Genomic DNA, 20,378 nt, shown 5'->3' on the forward strand with positions numbered 1-20,378 from the left:
TTCCCCTCAATTAACGTACCGCTATATAACGACACATTAATCGATGGTACGTCGCATGGGAAGGCTCCACCTCGGATTCGTGCACATCAAATCGCCCGCAACGGCCTCCGAACAGAACCTGCGACGATCAGCAAAGCGGTGCGGCCAAACCTGATCAATCAGACCGTGAGGACCATCCGGTATCGAGCCCGTCCCTGTTCCATAGCGGTGTATGCCTCGGCGGCTTGATCCAGCGGCCGTTGTTGGATTCGTGTGCGCACGCCGGATTGGACCGCGAATTGCATCGTTTCCTCGATATCGCGGGCGGTGCCGGAGGCGTGGCCGGTGACGCTGAGTCCGCGGGTGATCAGCTGCATCGGGCTGATCGGCAGTGGCTCGGCGGAGACCCCGATGGTGATGAGCTCACCGCGCGGTAGCAGCCCATCGACGGTTTCGGCCATGGCTTTTGCGTTGCCCACGGTCCCCAGGACAACGGACGCACCGCCGAGTCCCCGCAACGCTCGGCTGACCTCGCCGGCAGTCGAGTCGATGTAGTGGTGGGCGCCGAGGGCGCGGGCGTCTTCGGCTTTGTCCGCGCCGCGGGCGATCGCGATGGTTTCGAAGCCCATCGCGTTGGCGAATTGCACGCCGAGGTGGCCCAGTCCGCCGACACCCAGAATGGCGACGCGGTCGCCGGGTACCGCCCGGGTTTCGCGAAGCGCGTGGTAGGTAGTGACGCCGGCGCAACCCATCGGCGCGGCCTCGGCCAGGGAGAGCGCGTCGGGGATGCGGGCCAGCGCATTGGCCGGTACGGTCACCGACTCGGCGTATCCGCCCGGGTACTGCCAGCTGGGGACCTGCATGTTCCGGCAGTGGATGAAGTCGCCGCTGCGGCATGGGACGCATTTGTTGCAATGCCCACCGAACCAGCCCACGGCAACGCGGTCACCGACGACGTAGTTGTCGACGCCTGCGCCGAGTTCGGCGATGGTGCCTGCGATCTCATGCCCCGGTGTCAGCGGCCACGACATGTTCGGAAATGCACCGCTGACGAACGCACGGTCGGTACCGCAGATCCCGCACGCCGAAACCGCAAGCCGCACATGGTCGCGCGGCGGTGCTTCTGTTTCGACATCGACCAGTTTCAACGCCGCACCGGCAGATTGCACGTGAACAGCCTGATGAGTAGACATCGGTATCCTCGCTTTCCCTGGAGAGCGGCGTCGGGGACCTCACCAGAGCGGACCGAGGCAGCGGCGCCGGCAAATTCTCGAACGGTAATCGGCCAACCTGGATGCCATCTACGCTGCTATCGCCTGCAACGACAGTGCCGGCAGCACAACGGTCACGGTCGTGGCACTACCTGGGCGTCCCGCTGTGCAATGGCCGGCCGCCGAGTCGCACATCCCGCGCGGCGTCACTGCAGAAGGCACCGGCCCAAAACGATGCCGGTGGCAATCATACGTCTGCCGGTCTTGCCATCAGGTGACAATCGTCTTCGACACCGCCAGGCCGATGAACCAGCATCGTCGATGCCGACGGGAGCAACACGGGCTGCGAGCGGCCCACGGTCTCGACTGCTGACGATGTCCCGGTTTGTCGCCACGTTCAGTCCGAATTCGGCCGCAATACCGCCGCGCCGTACCAGTGGCAGATCAGCAGCGCCAACTCGACGTCCAGCCGGTCGTCGATGATCGGCCGCCCGCGCCGCGAAACCGCCCGCCCGACCCGGTATTTCACCGAGTTGAAATGTAGATCGAGCTCCGCGGCAGCCGCCTTGTAGCTGGAACCGGCGCCCAGGAACACCCGCAGTGTCTCGCGCAGCCGGGCATCGTTGTCGTTGTCGGCGGCCAATTCGCCGAGCACCTCACCCACCCATTCGCCGACCTCCGCGCTGCCACCGCCGAGCAAAGCCGCGGCCGACAGCCCCGGATCGCTCGCCGCGATGATCCTCGGTCCTACATCCCCGCGGGTCAGCGCGACCGAGCGTGCCCGCAGCGCATACCGATGCGATCGACGGAAGCCCGACACCCCCTGGCCCATGATGCCGATCGCCAGCCGCGGTGCGTCCGGCCGCTCGGTCGCGAAATCACGGACCTTGCCCACCGCATCGGACTGCTCGCACCGATATGGCAGCCAGGCCCACGCGCTCGTCCGGTCGGCGGCCCCGATCAGCGGCGCCGCCGCCGTGCCGACCGCCTCGGCCAGCTCACGGACGAAGCGTTGCAGCCGATTCAGCTCGTCACTGCTCGCACCGGCATCGGGATACCAGAGGATCAACGCCAGGTGATGCCAACGCAGCGGGTAGCGGATGGCTTCGGTCGCGGCATCGACATCGACCGGCTTCTTCCCCGACAGCACCTCGAGTACGCGCAGCGCACGGGCGCTGTTGCGGCTCTCCAGCCACTGCTCGCGCTCGGCCTCGTACACCGCGACGACCTGCTGGGTGATCCAGTCGATGTAGTCGAACATCGTGGTGGTGATCGCTTCCGCGACCGTGACACCATCGGCGGGCGCGATATCGCTGGCCCGCAATTCGGCGAAGATCAACTCGGTCATCCGCCGATGGCCGATCCGATAGGCGCGCACCAGGGCATTGACCGGAACCCCATGCTGGGCAAGGCGTCTGGCGTACTCGATGGCCGCCGTGGGAGCGTTGATCCGAGCGACCGGTATGTCGTGCTGCAGTGCGTGCAGGACGGTATCGACATTGCCTTCCACGCTGGCACCGAGCAGTTCGACGGTGCGGGCGTCGCCGCGTAATTCTGGGATATCGTCCTCGAGACCGCGCCGCAGGATCACGCTGATATCCGTCACCCGCTCGTTCATGCGGGCGGCGATCCCAGCGACATAGCGGCTCACATCGACATCACCGTCGCGACGAAAAGTCGTCACTCCCCAACGGTAGTTACTCGGCGGCTACCGCGCGGAAAATTGCGGTGTTGTGCTCCGGGGATAACACCGGCAGCGAACTGCGGATCGTGGAAATCAATCCGAATCAGCTGGCCCGGGCGGCGTATTCGGACGGTGTCCACCTTGCGGGTGATGGTGAGCAGTACGAGCGTGCTCGCACGGGCACTTCGGAGACGTAGCCGTCGATGATCGGTATTCCGTAGCTGCGTTCGAATTCGGCCAGCAGTTCGACGTCGGCCGGGGCCGCGCCACAGATGGCGAACCGTACCGATGCGGTGTTCGGCCGGATTTGGGAGGGCAGATCCGACAGCAGTGCATATGTGGTCGGGACCGCGGAGATGTATGTGGCACGGCTGCGCTCGATCCGGTCGAAGAACGTCTTCGGGCTGAAGGCCACGGTGGCGCGGCCACCGGCGAGCAGCGGCGACAACGTGCCGACCACGATGCTGTTGACGTGGCACAGCGGCAGATTCAGCAGGCTGTGGTCGGCCCCGTCGAGTTCGAATGCCTCGATCACCATTGCGCACATGGCGTTGAGGTTGGCGTGGTCGACCGTGACGCTGTTGGGTTTGCCTGCGGTGCCGTTGGTACAGATGAGCAGGGCCAGTGTGTCGTTGCGGGGCCGTGCGGGTTCAGCGACATCGGGGTCCGCGGCGGTGAGATCGTCGGCGGGGATGACGGCGTGCACCGGAGCGTCGGAAGTGGGCCGCTGCGCGGTGATCAGGACCTTGGCGCCCGTGTCGGTCAGCAGGCAGTCGGCTTCCGCGGCGGTCAGCGACGGGTCGATAGGGGTGACCGTGGCACCCACACGCCAGGTAGCGAACAGCGATACGACAAAGGCGGCAGTGTTCGGCAGCATGATCGCAACCACGTCGCCGCTCGACACTCCCGCGGCCCGCAGGGTAGCGGCGGCACGCCGCACAGCGTCGAGGAATCCTGTGTTGTTCAGGTCAGTGCTGTCGTCGGCGACGGCGGCCGCGTCCGGTGCGGCGGCCGCACGACGGTCCGGAAGAGTCGAAACATTCATTGGTGTCCTCAGTAGGGGTACAGGGAATGACGACAACGGTAGGAATCACGCTGCCGCTGGACACCGTCCTGCATGAACGAAATTCGCCGCGGGCGTTGTCACCGGAGGACAATGCCCACCTCGCATTGCCCCACTGTAGTAACGGGGAGGTAACTCTCGCCTGGTCAGTTATCAGGCTTGCAAGCCCTGAACCGGCTTGTGCGTGTGGGCTTCGATATCCGTTATGGCCGCGTGCAGCAGTTGGTGGGCCAGATCTTGCAGCGCGCGGGCGCAAGCGAGTTCATCGCCGATGGCGGGGACGTTCTCGTCGGCAGGATTGGTGTGAGCGGATCCGGCCGCTATCAGTGGCTCATCTGCGCGGCCGATCAGCTGGGCTTTTACTTTGGTCAGGCGGTCGAGTTCTTCGATCGCGATGGAGATGTTCCAAGTTTTCGACGGCATTCGCACTGCCCTCCAGATTCAGCGGGGACTGTGTCGCTTCACCTCCAATATCGCACCATCATGGCTCGCGCACACCATGCTCGGTTCGGCGATTTTGTCGACCATGCGCTCGTATCGGGGCGATACCCTTGGGCAGGGAGGTTTGGCGGAAAGGAAATAATGTGGGGCAACTACGACATAGGCCGCATCGCGCGTAGCCGCCGGCTGAGCGCCTGGCGCTGATCTCCGAGCGACCGATGTACGAGCCGACCGATCTGGTCGATCCAGCTGAGCGAACCCGCACAGCACTTGCCGCTGTGGTGGCACGGTTTTCCAAGGCTTGGGCGTCCGGGTCCCCACCAGACCTGTCGGCGTACCTGCCCCGCGAACCGGCTGAGCGGCGCACGATACTGATCGAACTGATCAAGATCGATCTCGAATACCGCTGGCTTCGCTATCACTTTCCCAAACGACTGATCGAATATCGTGCGGAATTCATAGAGCTGCAAGATGGTCCGCTTCCGGCCGAGCTGGTCTACGAGGAGTTCCACGCCCTGCGCCGCGGTTCGCACACAGCCGATGCGGCTACCCTCGCCGAGGCCACCGCCACGGCGGCGGGTCCCGATCTCGCACAGCTCACGAGCGACTACCGCAGCACGATGATCGCTCGTCCGAGTGCCCAAATCCTTCTCGACACCATCGATGTCGGCCACCATATCGACGATTTCGACCTCCTGATGAGGATCGGGGCCGGCGCCTTCGCCCAGGTGTATCTCGCGCGGCAACAATCAATGCAGCGGCTGGTCGCGGTCAAGATTTCCCATAACCACGGCAACGAGCCACAGACCCTCGCGCAACTGGACCACGAATACATCGTGCGCATCTTCGACCAGCGCCTCGTCGCCGACGGCGAGCTGAAGCTGCTGTACATGCAGTACCTACCCGGGGGAACGCTGCTCGACGTGCTGCGCCTGCAGCACTCGACGCCGCCGGAATACCGCAGCGGGCAACTGCTGCTCGATGCCATCGACAAGGTACTTGCCGATAAGGGCGAGGTTCGGCCAACGGAATCAGCTGTTCGGACCCGGACCGCCGCACTGACGTGGCCGGAGACCATCGCCTGGCTGGGCCGCCGACTCGCGGACGCACTGCAGCACGCGTCCGACCGTGGGGTATTGCATCGGGACATCAAACCCGCGAACGTGCTGCTGAGCGCCGAGGGAATCCCGAAGCTGGCTGACTTCAATGTCAGCTCCAGCAAACACCTCAAGGGGACGAGTCCCCTCGCGTACTTCGGCGGATCACTGGCGTACATGTCGCCCGAACAGCTCGAAGCCTGCCATCCGGACCTCCCGGCGACGGCCGCCGACCTCGATACCAGAAGCGACATATACGCGCTGGCCGTCATGCTGTGGGAGTTGCTCACGGGACATCGGCCATTCGCTGACGAAACCTGCGCGGGTGAGTCGGAGACATCGCTGGCCCGCATGCTCGAACTGCGGCGCAGACCCGTCGAGTCGACGTACCTGTCGGAGCTTCCGCCGGATTGCCCCGCGGCGTTGCGCCGAGTGCTGCTGAAGTGTCTGTCGCCCGACCGCGAAGACCGCTACTCCTGCGGTTCGGAATTGGCCCAGCAGCTCGACTTGTGCCTCGAAGAACTCGCCCGCGACCTTGTTTATCCGCCGCCGAACAGTTGGCGGACCCGGCTTTCGCGCTGGCCCACCCCCGTCCTGTGGTTGTCTTCGCTGGTCGGCGTCACCCTGGCTACGGTCTACATGGCTGTGCACGTCCAGGAGCTGATCAGAGAGCGGCTGCCCGATGCCACCAACTCGCAGCTCAACAAGGGTGTCATCATTTTCATCCTCTGCGCCTCGCCGCCAGCCATCCTCATCTACGCGTATATGTCGCGTGATTTGCTCGCGGTGCCTCGCGGCTTGCGCGCCGGTAGACGCTACGACGAGGCAAAGCTCGCACGAGTGCGGTCGCGAACACTGTTCTGGGGCGACCTGTGTGCGATGAACACCCTGCTGTTCGCGGTGTGCGCAACCGTGACGGGGGTGATGTTGCTTCGCTGGTTCACCGACCTACCGGCGCGGCTGATGGTCCACGCGGCCGCGACCGTTCTGGTGGCGGGCACCATCTCCGTTGCCTATACATTCTTCCTTTCCACGTTCTACGTCGTCCGCTGCGTCTATCCCATCTATCTGCGCCACGGCCGCACATCGGCGCACGACGCCGCCTATCTGCGTGCGCTGCGTCGCAGACTCACGGCCTATCTCGCGGTGACGGCGTCGGTGCCGCTGGTCGGGGTGCTGGCCGGATTCACCGCACTCGAACCCGAGGAGCTTCCGCTCGTGCGCGATTCGGTTCTGGGGTTGTGCGCGGCCTCCGGGCTGGCGTTCGTCGCCGCCTATTGGTTGTTCCGCAAGCTGGATGCAGACCTGCGCGCACTCGAGCGAGTGGTTTTGCAAAAGCCTGACTCTCGCTGAGAGTGCTCAGTGACCGGATTGCGCCCTCGCGTCGACTGGAAAACCACGTACGGAATACCGGACCGATCGCAGAACTCCGCAGCGTAGGATTCACCCCAGGGCTTGTCGAAAGGCGAGGTCGGGATGCATGAAATGGCTATAACCCAGTACCTTGTCGACGCCGTCTGCAAGCATGCGCAAGGGCGCCTTGTGCATGACGTGACGGTCGAGGTCGGCGCGCTGTGCGCTGTGGTGCCCGAGTCCATGCAGTTCTGTTTCGAGCTTGCCACCGAGGGAACGATCGCCGAGGGAGCAAAGCTGGACCTTCGCATTGTCGAAGGGACGGCGCATTGCCGGAACTGCGGGGCGGAATTCCTCCTGCCCGACCTCATCGTGCTGTGCCGTTGCGGCAGCGCCGATGTCGAGATAACCGCGGGGCGGGAACTTCGAATCGTATCGATGGAGGTGAGTGAGCGATGTGCGCAACCTGCGGATGCGAGGGCGACGGGGTCGCTGTGATCACCGTCGGACATCAGGACCACGATCACCCGCACGATCATGGCCACCATGAGCATGGTCCCGGGCATGAACACGAACACCCCCACGAACATGCTCTGACCACGCTGACCCTCGAACAGAAGGTGCTCGCCAAAAACGACGAGCTCGCCGCGGCGAACCGTGCGCGATTGCGTGAACGCGGGATCTTGGCGCTCAATATGACCAGTTCGCCCGGCGCGGGGAAAACGACCCTGATCGAGCGGACGATCCGCGAGCTCGACTCGGTTCCGGTGGCCGTCATCGAGGGCGATCAGGCCACCGTGCTGGACGCGCAGCGCATCGACGCAACCGGCTGCAAGGTCGTGCAGGTGAATACCGGCGCCGGCTGTCATCTCGATGCGGACATGATGCGACGCGCTCTCGACGCGCTGGATCCGGCGCCGGGCAGTCTACTGTTCGTGGAGAATGTCGGCAATCTGGTCTGTCCGGCATTGTTCGATCTGGGCGAGGCGGGCAAGGTCGTGATCATCTCGGTCACCGAGGGCACCGACAAGCCGTTGAAATATCCGCACATGTTTGCCGCGGCGGAGCTGGTGCTGATCAACAAAACCGATCTGCTGCCATACGTGGACTTCGATTCAGCGCGATGTGTGGAGTACGCGCAGTCGGTGAATCCCGGCGTAAAGATCCTTCCGGTATCGGCGGCCACCGGCGATGGACTGGCCCTCTGGTACGACTGGCTCACGGCCCGGCTAACCGTCGGCATACCAATACCTTGAAAGCCCTTGGCTCTCAGACCTAGACTCATGTGATCAGAGTCACACGCGGAGCAGTCGGCGTAGCTGACCAGAGAAGTATCCGCGTGCCCCCGCTGCGGAAGGTGGCAGTCCGATGCCAACTCAGGAAGCAGTAAAAGCCGAAGACACCTTGATCCACGTCCTCTGGATCAATGCGGGACTCAGCTGTGACGGCGATTCGGTGGCCCTCACCGCCGCCACACAGCCGAGCATCGAAGAGATCGCACTCGGAGCACTCCCGGGATTGCCGAAGATTGCCGTGCATTGGCCGCTCATCGATTTCGAATGCGGTCCGACCGGCGGCGCGGACGATTTCCTGGAGTGGTTCTTCAAGGGAGATCGGGGCGAACTCGAGCCGTTCGTTCTGGTCGTCGAGGGGTCGATCCCCAACGAGCAGCTGCACGAAGAGGGTTACTGGTGCGGCTTCGGCAACAATCCTGCGACCGGTCAGCCGATGACGACGAGCGAATGGCTCGATCGGCTGGCGCCCAAGGCAACCGCGGTGGTCGCCGCGGGCACTTGCGCGACGTACGGCGGTATCCACGCGATGGCGGGAAATCCGACCGGCGCGATGGGTGTCCCGGACTATCTCGGCTGGGATTGGAAGAGCAAAGCGGGCATTCCGATCGTCTGCGTGCCCGGCTGCCCGATCCAGCCCGACAATCTGTCCGAAACCCTTACATACCTTCTCTATATGGCCACGGGCCAAGCGCCGATGATCCCGCTCGACGATGCGCTGCGCCCGAAGTGGTTGTTCGGCGCCACCGTGCACGAAGGCTGCGACCGAGCGGGCTACTACGAGCAGGGTGATTTCGCCGAAGAGTACGGATCACCGAAATGCATTGTGAAGCTGGGCTGTTGGGGTCCGGTCGTCAAGTGCAACGTGCCCAAGCGCGGCTGGGTCAACGGCGTGGGCGGATGCCCGAATGTGGGTGGCATCTGCATCGGCTGCACGATGCCGGGATTCCCGGACAAGTTCATGCCGTTCATGGACGAACCGCCGGGCGGCAAGATCTCCTCGACCGCTTCCGGGCTTTACGGGTCGGTGATCCGCAGTCTGCGCCACATCACCGGCCGCACCGTCGACAAGGAACCGCGCTGGCGGCATAAGGGCGGGAAGCTCGAATCCGGCGCGACACGCACCTGGTAGGGAGATATTTCGATGACAGAGATCATTCCCGATCCGTCGCTTCGCAAGATCGAACCCGACGCCCTGGTCGAGATGGCCTGGGATCCGATCACCCGCATCGTCGGCAGCCTGGGCATCTACACCAAGATCGACTTCAACAGTCGCGAAGTGGTCGAGTGCCACAGCACCTCGTCGATCTTCCGCGGCTATTCGATTTTCATGAAGGGCAAGGACCCGCGCGACGCGCACTTCATCACCAGCCGCATCTGCGGCATCTGCGGTGACAACCACGCGACCTGTTCGTGTTACTGCCAGAACATGGCCTACGGGGTCAAACCACCGCCCATCGCCGAGTGGATCGTCAACCTCGGCGAGGCCGCCGAGTACATGTTCGACCACAACATTTTCCAGGAGAACCTGGTCGGGGTGGACTTCTGCGAGAAGATGGTCGCCGAGACCAACCCGGGCGTACTCGAACAAGCCGAGCGCACCGAGGCGCCGCACGCCGGTGACCACGGCTATCGCACCGTCGCCGACATCATGCGGGCGCTCAATCCGTTCACCGGCGAGTTCTATCGGGAGGCGCTGCAGGTCAGTCGGTACACGCGCGAAATGTTCTCCCTGATGGAGGGCAGGCACGTGCACCCGTCGACGCTGTATCCCGGTGGGGTCGGCACGGTCGCGACGATTCAGCTGATGACCGACTACATGTCGCGGCTGATGCGGTACGTGGAGTTCATGAAGAAGGTCGTGCCGATGCACGACGACCTGTTCGACTTCTTCTACGAGGCGCTGCCGGGCTACGAGCAGGTGGGTCTGCGCCGCACACTGCTCGGCTGCTGGGGATCGTTCCAGGATCCAGCGGTATGCAACTTCGACTACAAGGACATGGAGCAGTGGGGCCGTGGGATGTTCGTCACCCCCGGCGTCGTCGTGGACGGGAAGCTGATCACCACCTCGCTGGTCGATATCAATCTCGGCCTCCGGATCCTGTTGGGCAGTTCGTATTACGAGGACTGGACCGATCAGGAAATGTTCGTCGCGACCGATCCGCTCGGCAATCCGGTCGACCGGCGCCACCCGTGGAATCAGCACACCAACCCGAGACCGCAGAAGCGCGACCTGGACGACAAGTACAGCTGGGTGATGTCCCCCCGCTGGTTCGATGGCAAGGACCATCTCGCACTCGACACCGGAGGTGGGCCCCTGGCTCGCCTGTGGACGACGGCGCTGGCCGGGCTGGTGGACATCGGTTACGTCAAATCCACCGGATCCAGCGTGCAGATCAACCTGCCCAAGACGGCGTTGAAGGGCCCGGTCACCTTGGAGTGGAAGATTCCGGCGCACGGCAGCAACACGATCGAACGCGACCGGGCGCGGACCTACTTCCAGGCCTACGCGGCGGCATGTGCGGTGCACTTCGCCGAGCAGGCGCTCGCTGAGATCCGGGCGGGCCATACCAAGACCTGGGAACACTTCGAGGTGCCCGACGAGGGCATCGGCTGTGGTTTCACCGAGGCGGTGCGCGGTGTGCTGTCGCACCACATGGTCATCCGGGATGGCAAGATCGCCAACTACCACCCGTATCCGCCGACGCCGTGGAACGCCAGTCCGCGTGACTCCTTCGGTACACCGGGGCCATACGAGGACGCGGTACAGGGCCAGCCGATCTTCGAGGAGAACGACCGGGAGCACTTCAAGGGCATCGACATCATGCGCACGGTGCGCAGCTTCGATCCGTGCCTGCCCTGCGGGGTGCACATGTATCTGGGCAACGGCGTCACGCTGGACAAGGTCCATTCACCGACGCAGGCGCTCACCGCGGAATGACAGGTCGGGCCGACGACGGGAGGCACAGCGTGGATGGTGGCCCGCAGCAGCGAGCCAGACCGATCGACGACAACCAGTGGCGGGGCGCGGGTGATCGGATCGACACCCTGCTGGATGCCTGTTCGGCAGGCGGCCCGGTGGCGCGCGAGCGCGCCGAGCGTCTCGTGCGTGAGGTCGTCGACCTCTACGGCGCGGCACTCGACCGGATCACGGCCGGGCTCGACGACCGGATCGTCGAGGAGCTGACCCGCGACGATCTGGTCGCGAGCCTGCTGTTGGTGCACGGCCTGCACCCGCACGACGTGCGAACCAGGGTGGCGACGGCGCTGGACAGCGTCCGCCCCTACCTCGGCTCGCACGGCGGCGATGTGACGCTGATCGATGTCGCCGACGGTGTCGTGCGGCTCGAGCTGTCCGGCAGCTGTCGCACCTGCCCTTCATCGTCGGTGACGCTGGAACTGGCGGTGGAGGATGCGGTGCGCGCCGCCGCACCGGAAATCGAGGCCATCGAGGTGGTCGCCACGGCGGAAGAGCCGCAGGCGGGGGTGATACCGGCCGAAGCGCTGTTCGCGCGGGTACACACCGCTGATCCGCCTGCGGGCAGCTGGATCTCCGTCCCGGAGCTCGCGGACCTGGCGGCAGGCGAGGTCGGCGGGTTCACAGTGGCCGACGTGCCGGTACTGGCCTGCCGGGTCGGCGCGGACCTGTTCGTCTATCGCGACCGCTGCGCGGCCTGTGGGCGTTCGATGGCGGGGGCCGCGCTGCATCGCAGGATGGGAGCTCCGGCCGGCTCGGCGGTGCTGCGCTGTCCGGGGTGCCTGGCCCATTTCGACGTGGTGCACGCCGGAACGCGGCTGGACGGCGAGGGGCATCTCGAGCCGCTGCCCGTGCTGGTGCGCTCCGGTGAGATCTCGGTGGCGGTGCCCGCGGAGGTCAGCGGATGAACCAGAGTCTGCGCGCACTGCGTCGCATCGTGACCGATCCGCCCCTGCCCGCAGCGGCCGGCGAGCGGTGCGAAATGTGCGCCGAACCGATCGGTGCAGAGCACCGGCATGTGGTGGATATCGAAGGCAGGCAGCTGATGTGCGTATGCGTGGGCTGCTATCTACTGTTCACCGATCAGCAGGCCGCGCTGCGCTACCGGGCGGTGCCCGACCACTATGTCTCGTTCCCCGACTGTGCGATCGGCCAGGGCGAATGGGACGCCCTCGAAATCCCGGTCGGCCTGGCGTTCTTCTTCGTCAATTCGGCGCTCGGACGCACCGTCGCGTTCTATCCGGGACCGGCCGGGGCCACCGAATCCGAACTGCCACTGCGGGATTGGCGGGCGATGCTGGATCGCCATCCCGAACTCGACCGGCTCGCACCGGATGTCGAGGCCCTGCTCATCCGGATGCCCGAGCGCGGCGGTCCCGGCGCGGTCCTGCTGCTGCCGATCGATGCCTGCTACGAGTTCGTCGGACGGATGCGGATGCTGTGGCGCGGATTCGACGGCGGCAAGGAGGCCAGGGACTACATCACGGAATTCTTCACCACGATGTCGGCTCGGGCCCGGCCGGAGGTGGCGTGATGAGCCCGGCCTATGCGATGACCTTCGCGGTGCTCGAGGTGCGGCCGGAACCGTACGCGGTCGCCCCGAATCTGTCGGCGCGCATCGGCATCGCCGCGCTGGCCGAGGAGCCGGTGCACGCGATCGCGCTGCGCGCCCAGGTGCGCATCGAACCCTTCCGGCGCGGCTACTCCGACGCCGAAGGCGCGGGGCTGCTCGACCTTTTCGGCCCGCGCGAACGCTGGCACGAAACACAGAAGTCGTTCAGCTGGATGCACTGTGCCACCATGGTGCCCGGCTTCTCCGGCGGCGCCGAGGTGGAACTGCCGATGCCGTGCACCTACGACTTCGAGGTCACCGGATCGAAGTACCTGCACGCCCTGCGCGAGGGCACCGTGCCCCTGATCTTCCTGTTCAGCGGCACCGTATTCATCAGGGGGGAAACAGGTTTCGCGGTTCAGCAGGTGCCATGGGACCGCGAGGACAAATTCGACATGCCGGTCGCCGTATGGCGTGATCTCATGGACGCCCACTATCCGAACTCCGGCTGGGTGCGGTTGCGCCGGGAGAATGTCGAAGCGCTGGCCGCCTACAAGTCTTCGCACGGATTGCTCGGATTCGACGACGCGGTCGCGAAACTTCTCACCGAGGAGTCCACGTCGTGAACGCCGCCATGACCCGCGCCCGCGCCGTCGCCGACGCCGTGCTGTACGAGGGGTATCTGCTGTACCCGTACCGGTCGGACGCGCGAAAGAACCAGTCCCGCTGGCAGTTCGGCGTGCTCGGCCCGCGCGGCGCGGCCGCGGCCGGATTCGGTGAGGACGATTCACTGGCCGCCGAGTGCCTCGTCCGCGGGACCGGTGCCACGCAGATCACGCTCACCGCGCGGTTCCTGCAATTGCAGCGGCGAACGGTCGAACTGGACGGGACCGAGCGCGCCGAACTGATCGTCGACGGACGCCGATGGGTCAGTTGGGACGAGGCCGCCGAATGCGAAATACCCTGTGGCCCTTGGTCTTTGGTTGACAATGCGATGCCGATCGAGTTACCGGGCTGGCAGGCGGCCGAACCGATTCCGGGATCGACGGCGGGCACGGTGGTGCGCACTCGAGCACCGATCGAGGGCACACTCGAATTGACCGTCGCCCCCGAGGGCGACTATCGACGCATCGGAATACGGCTGCGCAACAGCGGCGGCGCGGCCACCAGTTCGGACGACGCCACCGCCCGCTCCATGCTCGGCGCCCACGTGATCGCCGAACTCGACGACGGTGAGTTCGTCTCGCTCCTCGACCCTGAACCCGGCGCCGAGACGGCCGTCGAGCACTGCACCCAGCACCGCTGTTTCCCGGTGTTGGCCGGGCCGCCCGGCCACCACGGCGTTGTCCTGGTGTCGCCGATCATCCTCTACGACCATCCCGAGATCGCCGAGCAGAGCGCGGGCCAGCTGTTCGACTCCACCGAGATCGACGAAATCCTCACCCTGCGCGTGCTGACGCTCACCGACGACGAAAAGGAACGGGCCCGCGCCACCGACCCGAGAGCGGCCGAGATCATCGACCGCTGCGAAGGGATGACGCCCGAGGCCATGCACGACCTGCACGGGCTGTGGCGCGAGCCGGCGCCGCGCCTGGTTCCCGAGGTGCCCGAGGGCGTGAGCTGGTGGGATCCCGCGGCCGACGGCGCGGTGCGCCCGGATTCCGACGCGGTCCCGATCGCCGGGGTGCTGGTACGCAAGGGCAGCCGGGTTCGGCTGCGCCCGACACGACGTGCCGACGCGCACGACCTGTTCTACGAGGGCAGGGCGGCGCGCGTCACCTCGGTGCACGCCGACGTCGACGGCGAAACGCACGTCGGTGTGGTCATCGACGACGATCCGGCGGCCGATCTGCACGAATGGTATGGCCGCTACCTGTATTTCGCTCCAGATGAGCTCGAACCGATTGTCAACGGCGACGAGTGAAAGGAATACGGTCATGGAAGTAGTCGGTGTGGTCGCCATCGCGGTGGTGGCAGTCATCGTCGTGGGCGGTGCGTATGTCGGCATACGGTCGATCCCCGACCTCCGGCGGTATATGAAGATTCGCCACATGTGAGATGAGCGCCCGCGTGCTCATTGCCGGGATCGGCAATATCTTCCTCGGCGACGACGGATTCGGCCCCGAGGTGGTCAGTCGGCTGCCCACGGCGTGGGAGGAGAACCAGCGGATCGTCGACTACGGCATCCGCGGGTTGCACTTGGCCTACGACCTGCTCGACGGGTGGGATGCGGTGGTGCTCGTGGACGCCTTGCCGAATACCGGCGAACCCGGACGCGTGCAGATCATGCGCGCCGAACACGAGTCGGGGGCGACGACGGCAATGGACGCGCACGCGATGAATCCGGAGGCGGTCTTCGCCGCGGTGCGCGCGCTCGGCGGTGTTGTCCCGCCGACCGTCGTCGTCGGTTGCCAGGTCGACTCGGTGGCCGAGGGAATCGGCCTCAGCCCTGCCGTCGCAGCGGCCGTCGCCCCGGCGGCGGCCGAGGTCACGCGCATCGCGGCGCAATTGCGCGCTGGACAGGAGGTGTGAGGATGTGCCTTGGCATTCCGGGGCGGGTCGTGGAGATTCCGGACGGCTACCACGGGCAGATCGCCGTGGTCGAGGTATCCGGGGAGAAGCGCAAGGTCAATATCGGTCTGCTCGACGCGGATCAGTCCGCCGCACCGGGTGATTGGGTGATCATCCACATGGGTTTCGTCGTCGAGAAGACCGATGCCGATGGCGCGGAGCGGGCAATGGCCGGGCTGCGTCTGCTCGGCAGCGGAGAACAGTCATGAGCGAGCGTAGCGAGCGCCTGATAAACACAGCCGCCTGGGCGGTCATGACGGAGCCGAGCGTCAGCGAGGCGCAGTCATGACCGCCGACCGCGTTCGCCGCCGCCTGCTCGTGCGCGGCGTGGTGCAGGGCGTCGGATTCCGGCCGTTCGTCTACACCACGGCCGTCGAACTCGCGCTGACCGGCAGTGTCGCCAACGACACGGATGGCGTCGTCATCGAGATCGAGGGTGCCGAGGCGTCGGTGCGGGAGTTCATTCGCCGGGTGCACGACTCCCCGCCGCCGCTGGCCGCCGTCGTCTCGGTCGAGCAGACCGCGGTCGATATCCGCGGCGGTACCGGATTCCGGATCGGGGACACCCGGCGCGGCGGCGCCGGACGCACCCTGGCTTCACCCGATGTGTCGATCTGCACGGACTGCGCGCGCGAACTACGCGACCCCGCCGACCGCCGCTACCGCCACCCCTTCGTCAACTGCACCAACTGCGGTCCGCGATTCACCATCATCGCTGGGCTGCCCTACGACCGCGAGCGCACGTCCATGGCCGATTTCGCTATGTGCCCGCGCTGTGCCCGCGAGTACGCCGATCCCGCCGATCGCAGGTTCCACGCCCAGCCCATCGCCTGCCCGGACTGCGGGCCCACCCTGTCCTACGTCGGCCCCGGCGATCCGGCCCGACCAATCGCCGCCGCGCGCGAATTGCTGTGCGCCGGAGGCATTCTCGCGGTCAAGGGCATCGGCGGCTACCACCTCGCCTGCGACGCCGACAACGACACGGCCGTGGCCGAATTGCGTCGCCGCAAGCGGCGCGGCAACAAGCCGTTCGCCGTCATGGTCGCCGACCTGGACGCCGCGGCGCGCATCGTGACCATCGATCCCACCGGTGCGGCCCTGCTGAGCGGTCCGCAGCGGCCTATCGTCCTGCTGCCGCGTGGCCAACGGCCCGTCGCCGACGCGGTCGCACCGGGCAACCCCGACCTCGGCGTCATGCTCGCCTACACCCCACTGCATCTGCTGTTGTTCGGCCTGCGCGGCGACCCACCCGGCCCCGACGTGCTGGTCATGACCTCCGGCAATCTCGGCGGCGAACCGATCTGCTACGACGACGCCGACGCCCGCACCCGCCTGGCCGGGCTCGCCGACGCCTGGCTCGGCCACAACCGGCGCATTCTCGTCCCGTGCGACGACTCGGTGGTGCGTGTCGTGGACGGCGCCGAGCTGCCGGTGCGTCGCTCCCGCGGCTATGCGCCGCTCCCGCTGGCGCTGCCCATCCCGGTGCCGCCGACCCTGGCGGTCGGCGCCGACCTGAAGAACACCTGCGCTGTCGCCGACGGACGGTACGCCTGGCTCAGTCAGCACATCGGCGACATGGACGATCTGGCCACCTTGCAGGCGTTCGACACGGCGCGATCCCACCTGGAGGAACTCACTTGCGTGAGCCCGACCCAGCTCGCCGCCGATGCGCACCCCGGCTACCGTTCGACCGCGTGGGCCCGCGCGAACGCGGCCGACCGACCGGTGCACACGGTGCAACACCATCACGCGCACCTGGCCGCGGTGATGGGCGAGCACGGGATCGATGCGAACGAGACGGTCCTCGGCATCGCCTTCGACGGCACCGGGTACGGACCCGATGGCGCGGTCTGGGGCGGTGAGGTGCTCGTCGCCGGATACAAGGGCTACCGGCGCATGGCGCACCTGTCCTATGTGCCCTTGGCGGGCGGCGACCTCAGCGTCCGCAAGCCCTATCGGATGGCTTTGTCGCATCTGCGAACTGCGGGCATCGAGTGGTTCCCCGGCATCGCCTCGGTCGACGCCTGCCCCGAAGCCGAGCGGGCCGTGCTCGCGCACCAATTCGACACCGGGCTCGGCTGCGCGCCGACCTCGAGCATGGGCAGGCTGTTCGACGCGGTCGCCTCCCTGGCCGGGGTACGCCACGTCGTCGACTATGAGGCGCAGGCCGCGATCGAACTGGAAGGTCTGGCCCGCGGGGCAGGCGGTGCGGCGGGACGGTACCGATTCACTTGGCACGACGGCGATCCCGCCCGAATCGATCCTGCCCCGGTACTCGCCGAGGTCGTCGCCGACGCCGCAGGCGGCGTATCGCCCGCTGTCATCGGCGCCCGATTCCACGCCGCCGTCGCCGACCTCGTGCACGACACCGCACGGCGATTCGCCGCGCCCGAGTCGATGATCGCGCTGTCGGGCGGTGTGTTCCAGAACGCGCTGTTGTTGTCGAGCTGTACCCGTCTGCTGCGGCACGACGGATTCCGTGTCATCAGTCATCGCCGACTGCCACCGAACGACGGCGGGATCGCGTTCGGTCAGCTCCTGGTAGCCGGTGCGGTGTGAGTGAAGGAGACAAGCGATGTGTCTTGCGGTTCCCGGAAGGGTGCTCAGCGTCAACGAACGCGACGGCACGCTGATGTCGGAGGTCGACTTCGGCGGCGTGCACAAAGACGTGTGCCTGCAATACATCCCGGACGTGGCCGTCGGCGATTACGTCGTGGTGCACGTCGGGTTCGCGATCCAACGCCTGGATGAACAATCCGCATTGCGGACGCTGGCCGAGTTCGAACATCTGGGCGTACTGAAGGAGGAGTTCGGCGACGGTTTCGCGCTCGCGGCGAAGCAGGCCGGTGTCGACAACCCCGAAGCCCCACAACCCGGGGCTGACAATTCCGACGCAACCGCGCCGGGCGCAACCGTCGACGACCAGGAGGCGAAGTCATGAAATACCTGGACGAATTCAGCAATCCCGAGCTGGCGCGGCACCTGCTCGACAGTATCCGCGCCACCACCAGCAAGCGCTGGTCGATCATGGAAGTGTGTGGCGGACAGACACATTCGATCATCCGCCACGGCATCGATCAGCTGTTGCCGGATCAGATCGAGATGATCCACGGACCCGGTTGCCCGGTGTGCGTCACCCCGCTCGAGGTGATCGACAAGGCACTGGAGATCGCCGCACGGCCGGGGGTGATCTTCTGCTCCTTCGGCGACATGCTGCGGGTACCCGGCAGCCACAAGGATCTGTTCCGGGTCAAGAGCGAAGGCGGCGACGTGCGGGTGGTCTACTCGCCGCTGGATGCGCTGGAACTGGCCAAGAACAACCCGGATCGGCAGGTGGTGTTCTTCGGCATCGGATTCGAGACCACCGCGCCCGCCAACGCGATGACGGTGTACCAGGCCCAACGGCTCGGCATCGAGAATTTCTCGCTGCTGGTCTCGCACGTGCTCGTCCCGCCCGCCATCGCGGCGATCATGGAGTCGCCCAGCTGCCGGGTGCAGGGATTCCTCGCCGCCGGGCACGTCTGCACGGTGATGGGCACCGGCGAATATCCGCCGCTGGCCGAGAAATACAAGGTTCCGATGGTGGTCACCGGATTCGAACCGCTGGACATCCTCGAAGGCATCCGTCGCACCGTGCTCCAGCTCGAGGAAGGACGCCACGAGGTCGAGAACGCCTATCCCCGCGCGGTCGCCGCGGCCGGGAATCCAGCCGCCAAGGCGATGCTCGAGGACGTCTTCGAGGTCACCGACCGGGCGTGGCGCGGCATCGGCGTGATCCCCCTCAGCGGCTGGCGGCTGTCGCCGCGCTACCGCGACTACGACGCCGAACAGCGTTTCTCGGTCGGCGATCTGCACACCGCCGAGTCTTCGGTGTGCCGGTCCGGTGAAGTGCTGCAAGGCTTGATCAAACCTCACGAATGCGCCGCATTCGGCAAGGAATGCACCCCGCGGAACCCGTTGGGCGCGACAATGGTTTCCTCCGAAGGCGCCTGTGCCGCGTACTACCTGTACCGGCGTCTCGATCTTCCCGCGGAGGCCGCCCATGCCTGACACCAACGGCAGTCGGGCAGCCGCATCTCCCCCGCTCGACATCGATGGTTGGGTCTGCCCCATGCCGCTGCGCGACGCGCCCAATATCGTGATGGGACACGGCGGTGGCGGTGCGATGTCGGGCGAGCTGATCGAGCACCTGTTCCTGCCCGCATTCGGCGCGGCCGCCGACGCCGAGCTCGGCGATTCGGCGGTGCTCCCTCTCGGCGATGTGCGGCTGGCGTTCTCCACCGACTCGTTCGTGGTCAAGCCGCTGGTGTTCCCCGGCGGCTCGATCGGTGACCTCGCCGTGAACGGCACCGTGAACGATCTGGCGATGTCCGGCGCCCGGCCGATGGTGCTCTCGACCGCGTTCATCCTCGAAGAGGGCACCGCGCTGGCCGAGATCGCCCGCATCGCCGAAGCCCTCGGCACCGCCGCGCTCGCGGCCGAGGTCCGGCTGGTCACCGGCGACACCAAGGTCGTCGACGCCGGGCACGGCGATGGCATCTTCATCAATACCGCAGGCATCGGACTGGTGCCCGAAGGCGTGGACATCCGGCCCCAGCGGGCAAGGCCCGGCGATATGGTGCTGGTCAGCGGTGAGATCGGACTGCACGGTATCGCGGTGCTGAGCTGCCGGGAAGGACTCGAGTTCGGCACGACCCTGTGCAGCGATACCGCGCCACTGCACGGATTGGTCGCGGCCATGCTCGCCACCGGCGCCGATGTGCACGTGCTGCGCGATCCCACACGCGGCGGCATGGGCGCCTCCCTCAACGAGATCGCCCGGGCCGCCAATGTCGGCGTCGAACTCGACGAACGGGCGATACCAGTGCCTATCGGGGTGCGCGATGCCTGCGGGTTGCTCGGTCTCGACCCGCTGTATGTCGCCAACGAAGGCAAACTCGTCGCGTTCGTATCCCCCGCCGATGCCGACCGCGTCCTCGACGCCATGCATGCGCATCCCCTCGGCGCGCACGCGGCAATCGTGGGTCACTGCGTTGCCGAGCATCCGGGGATGGTGGTGGCCCGCACCGCCCTCGGCGGCACCCGTGTCGTCGACCTGCCCGCAGGAGAACAGCTACCGCGAATCTGTTGAACCGGCGGTGGCTCCGCCGGACGAGTG

General features: G+C 66.2%; 20 protein-coding genes. 16 read left to right on the forward strand and 4 right to left on the reverse strand.

Going from position 1 to position 20,378, the window contains the following annotated elements:
• Window positions 1–158 precede the first annotated feature (158 nt).
• The 4 genes from ACZ60G_RS15330 to ACZ60G_RS15345 all read right to left on the reverse strand — a co-directional run bounded on the left by ACZ60G_RS15330 (window position 159) and on the right by ACZ60G_RS15345 (window position 4,360).
• A complete protein-coding gene (locus ACZ60G_RS15330) occupies window positions 159–1,172 on the reverse strand; it encodes an alcohol dehydrogenase catalytic domain-containing protein (RefSeq protein ID WP_465810756.1) in 1,014 nt (337 codons plus the stop codon).
• Window positions 1,173–1,587: 415 nt separating this feature from the next.
• Window positions 1,588–2,874, reverse strand: a complete 1,287-nt coding sequence (locus ACZ60G_RS15335; protein WP_465810757.1) for a PucR family transcriptional regulator — start codon at window positions 2,872–2,874, stop codon at window positions 1,588–1,590.
• A 103-nt stretch (window positions 2,875–2,977) separates the two neighbouring features.
• Window positions 2,978–3,919 (reverse strand): class I adenylate-forming enzyme family protein, encoded by a 942-nt coding sequence (locus ACZ60G_RS15340; protein ID WP_465810758.1) that lies wholly within the window; start codon window positions 3,917–3,919, stop codon window positions 2,978–2,980.
• A gap of 171 nt (window positions 3,920–4,090) precedes the next feature.
• On the reverse strand, window positions 4,091–4,360 hold the full coding sequence (locus tag ACZ60G_RS15345) for a DUF1876 domain-containing protein (protein WP_465810912.1): 270 nt from the start codon (window positions 4,358–4,360) through the stop codon (window positions 4,091–4,093).
• Between the two features lie 236 nt (window positions 4,361–4,596).
• On the opposite strand from ACZ60G_RS15345, the gene ACZ60G_RS15350 reads away from it, so the two are divergent.
• The 16 genes from ACZ60G_RS15350 (at window position 4,597) to hypE (ending at window position 20,351) form a co-directional block, all read left to right on the forward strand.
• A complete protein-coding gene (locus ACZ60G_RS15350) occupies window positions 4,597–6,828 on the forward strand; it encodes a serine/threonine-protein kinase (protein ID WP_465810759.1) in 2,232 nt (743 codons plus the stop codon).
• A gap of 123 nt (window positions 6,829–6,951) precedes the next feature.
• Window positions 6,952–7,326 carry a hydrogenase maturation nickel metallochaperone HypA/HybF gene (locus ACZ60G_RS15355; protein WP_465810760.1) on the forward strand — a complete coding sequence of 125 codons (375 nt, stop codon included), beginning with the start codon at window positions 6,952–6,954 and terminating at the stop codon, window positions 7,324–7,326.
• The gene (hypB, locus tag ACZ60G_RS15360) at window positions 7,284–8,084 is read left to right on the forward strand and encodes a hydrogenase nickel incorporation protein HypB (protein WP_465810761.1); all 801 of its coding nucleotides are present in this window, start codon (window positions 7,284–7,286) and stop codon (window positions 8,082–8,084) included. The genes ACZ60G_RS15355 and hypB overlap by 43 nt, the downstream gene beginning before the upstream one ends.
• A 112-nt stretch (window positions 8,085–8,196) precedes the next feature.
• Entirely contained in the window at window positions 8,197–9,252 is a 1,056-nt protein-coding gene (locus ACZ60G_RS15365) for an NADH-quinone oxidoreductase subunit B family protein (protein WP_465810762.1), read from the forward strand.
• 12 nt (window positions 9,253–9,264) lie between these two features.
• Window positions 9,265–11,061, forward strand: coding sequence for a nickel-dependent hydrogenase large subunit (locus ACZ60G_RS15370; protein ID WP_465810763.1), 1,797 nt, complete (start codon window positions 9,265–9,267; stop codon window positions 11,059–11,061).
• A gap of 29 nt (window positions 11,062–11,090) precedes the next feature.
• On the forward strand, window positions 11,091–12,005 hold the full coding sequence (locus ACZ60G_RS15375; RefSeq protein ID WP_465810764.1) for a NifU family protein: 915 nt from the start codon (window positions 11,091–11,093) through the stop codon (window positions 12,003–12,005).
• On the forward strand, window positions 12,002–12,631 hold the full coding sequence (locus ACZ60G_RS15380) for a DUF5947 family protein (RefSeq protein ID WP_465810765.1): 630 nt from the start codon (window positions 12,002–12,004) through the stop codon (window positions 12,629–12,631). Before ACZ60G_RS15375 ends, ACZ60G_RS15380 begins: the two co-directional genes overlap by 4 nt.
• Window positions 12,631–13,275, forward strand: coding sequence for a DUF6084 family protein (locus ACZ60G_RS15385; RefSeq protein ID WP_465810766.1), 645 nt, complete (start codon window positions 12,631–12,633; stop codon window positions 13,273–13,275). Before ACZ60G_RS15380 ends, ACZ60G_RS15385 begins: the two co-directional genes overlap by 1 nt.
• Window positions 13,272–14,573 carry a hypothetical protein gene (locus ACZ60G_RS15390; RefSeq protein WP_465810767.1) on the forward strand — a complete coding sequence of 434 codons (1,302 nt, stop codon included), beginning with the start codon at window positions 13,272–13,274 and terminating at the stop codon, window positions 14,571–14,573. The genes ACZ60G_RS15385 and ACZ60G_RS15390 overlap by 4 nt, the downstream gene beginning before the upstream one ends.
• 13 nt (window positions 14,574–14,586) lie before the next feature.
• Entirely contained in the window at window positions 14,587–14,706 is a 120-nt protein-coding gene (locus ACZ60G_RS15395; protein WP_373864772.1) for a DUF6893 family small protein, read from the forward strand.
• A 1-nt stretch (window position 14,707) separates the two neighbouring features.
• Window positions 14,708–15,181 (forward strand): hydrogenase maturation protease, encoded by a 474-nt coding sequence (locus ACZ60G_RS15400; RefSeq protein WP_465810768.1) that lies wholly within the window; start codon window positions 14,708–14,710, stop codon window positions 15,179–15,181.
• Between the two features lie 2 nt (window positions 15,182–15,183).
• Entirely contained in the window at window positions 15,184–15,429 is a 246-nt protein-coding gene (locus ACZ60G_RS15405; RefSeq protein ID WP_465810913.1) for a HypC/HybG/HupF family hydrogenase formation chaperone, read from the forward strand.
• A gap of 76 nt (window positions 15,430–15,505) precedes the next feature.
• Entirely contained in the window at window positions 15,506–17,779 is a 2,274-nt protein-coding gene (gene hypF, locus ACZ60G_RS15410; protein WP_465810769.1) for a carbamoyltransferase HypF, read from the forward strand.
• A 16-nt stretch (window positions 17,780–17,795) separates the two neighbouring features.
• Window positions 17,796–18,161 carry a HypC/HybG/HupF family hydrogenase formation chaperone gene (locus ACZ60G_RS15415; protein WP_465810770.1) on the forward strand — a complete coding sequence of 122 codons (366 nt, stop codon included), beginning with the start codon at window positions 17,796–17,798 and terminating at the stop codon, window positions 18,159–18,161.
• A complete protein-coding gene (gene hypD, locus ACZ60G_RS15420) occupies window positions 18,158–19,270 on the forward strand; it encodes a hydrogenase formation protein HypD (RefSeq protein WP_465810771.1) in 1,113 nt (370 codons plus the stop codon). Before ACZ60G_RS15415 ends, hypD begins: the two co-directional genes overlap by 4 nt.
• On the forward strand, window positions 19,263–20,351 hold the full coding sequence (hypE, locus tag ACZ60G_RS15425; protein WP_465810772.1) for a hydrogenase expression/formation protein HypE: 1,089 nt from the start codon (window positions 19,263–19,265) through the stop codon (window positions 20,349–20,351). Before hypD ends, hypE begins: the two co-directional genes overlap by 8 nt.
• Window positions 20,352–20,378: the final 27 nt, after the last annotated feature.

The sequence above is a fragment of the Nocardia sp. NPDC102475 genome (assembly GCF_055584605.1).